We start from the raw sequence: 1,682 nt of genomic DNA on the forward strand, positions 1-1,682 counted from the left end.
CCGCCGAGCGTCGCGCCGTGCAGCGCGACCACGACCGGCTTCGTGCCCGATTCGATCCGCTCGCACACGTCGGGCAACGACGGCGGCACCGGCGGCTTGCCGAATTCGCGGATGTCGGCACCCGCGATGAAGTTGCGGCCGGCGCCGACGATCAGCACCGCGCGGATCGCGTCGTCGGCCTGCGCGGCGTCGAGCGCGTCGGCGAGGCCGCGCCGCACGTCGGCGGACAGCGCGTTGACGGGCGGATGGTCGATCGTGACGACGAGCACCTTGTCGCGCCGCTCGCGCGTGACGGTGCCGGCCGGGCTGGTGGGGGAAGCGGGTGAGTTCATCGTGTCTCCTTGACGCGGCGGCAGGTGCGTCGACGCCGGTTCATGGCTCGCGGCATCGCGAGCGGCGCCGGGGCACCTGCCCCGGTCCCGCACGAAGCGGGACAAGATCCGGCCGTACGCCGGGCATGACCCGATTCTCGATTGATCGAGATTCATTGACAATTCCCTCTCGCTTTTACAAGCTGTCAAGTCTGACTTGACACTGAATGCTTCCAACCGTTAAGCGGGACGGAACAGGAGACGCGACGCATGGACCTGAACGCGCTGACGCTGCTCGTCGAGATCCTCGACGCCGGCAATCTCAGCAAGGCCGCGCAGCGGCTCAAGATGAGCCGCGCGAACGTCAGCTACCGGCTGAACCAGCTCGAGCGCTCGATCGGCCAGCAGCTCGTGCGGCGCACGACACGACGCATCGAGCCGACCGAAATCGGGCTGAAGCTGTACGAGCACGGCCGGCGCATCCGCAACGAACTGCTGGCCGCGCAGGAATCGGTGACGACGCTCGGCCAGGACCTGCAGGGCCGCGTGCGGCTGTCGGTGCCGAGCGGCTACGGGCAGATGGTGATGTCCGACTGGCTGCTCGCGTTCAAGCGGCTGCATCCGGGCATCGTGCTCGACGTCGTGTTCGAGAACCGCGTGGAAGACCTGATGCGCGACGAGATCGACATCGCGGTGCGCGTGATGCCGGAGCCGCCGCAGAACCTCGTCGCGCGCGACATGGGTGCGGTGCGCTACGTCGCGTGCGCGTCGGCCGCATTCGCGGCCGAGCACGGGATGCCCGCGAGCCTCGGCGCGTTGTCGGCCTCCCCCGTCGTCACCGCGACGGTGATGGGCCGGCAGCTCAGGATCGCCGCATATCTCGGCGACGAGCGCCACGAGGTGCTGCTCGAGCCCACGCTGATTTCGGAGAACTTCCTGTTCCTGCGGCAGGCGATCCTCGGCGGGATCGGCGTCGGCATCGTGCCCGACTACGTGGTGCACGACGACATCCGGCGCGGCACGGTCGTCACGTCGCTCGACGCGTACCGGCTCAGCATCTTCGGCACGCACATGTACATGCTTTACATGCCGAACCGGCACCACACGCGCGCGACGTCGACGTTCATAGAGTTCATCCTCGAACAGGCCGGAAAGACCGGCCGGGGCGGGCCCGGCGCGATGGGTCAGGGTTTCCTGTCGGGTGACAAGCCGCCGGCCGCGCGGCGACAATAGCGCGCCCGGGGCGGGCAGCCGCGCTGCGCCGGCACCGTCGCCTCCTTCGAATTCACTGCTGCCGAGGGTTCAATGTTCGACCGGATTCGTCCGCATTCGCGCTCCTGGACGCTGCTCGCCGCCGTCGCGCTCGTCGCG

2 protein-coding genes are annotated in these 1,682 nt (G+C 68.8%); one reads left to right on the forward strand and one right to left on the reverse strand.

The window, feature by feature from the left end; genetic code table 11:
* A partial coding sequence (locus JYJ84_RS36030) for an enoyl-CoA hydratase-related protein (protein WP_205190238.1) occupies positions 1–332 on the reverse strand: 332 nt, incomplete at its 3' end.
* Positions 333–581: 249 nt separating this feature from the next.
* Here JYJ84_RS36030 and JYJ84_RS36035 point away from each other — a divergent pair.
* Complete coding sequence (locus JYJ84_RS36035; protein ID WP_175223284.1) at positions 582–1,544, forward strand: LysR family transcriptional regulator; 963 nt, start codon at positions 582–584, stop codon at positions 1,542–1,544.
* The last annotated feature ends 138 nt before the right edge of the window (positions 1,545–1,682 follow it).

Origin of the sequence: Burkholderia sp. LMG 13014 (genome assembly GCF_905232215.1) — a bacterium.
Classification (GTDB): domain Bacteria; phylum Pseudomonadota; class Gammaproteobacteria; order Burkholderiales; family Burkholderiaceae; genus Burkholderia.

Excerpts from the sequence above, each read along its gene's own strand:
- JYJ84_RS36035 (WP_175223284.1), top strand. The coding sequence starts at position 582 with ATGGACCTGAACGCGCTGACGCTGCTCGTCGAGATCCTCGACGCCGGC.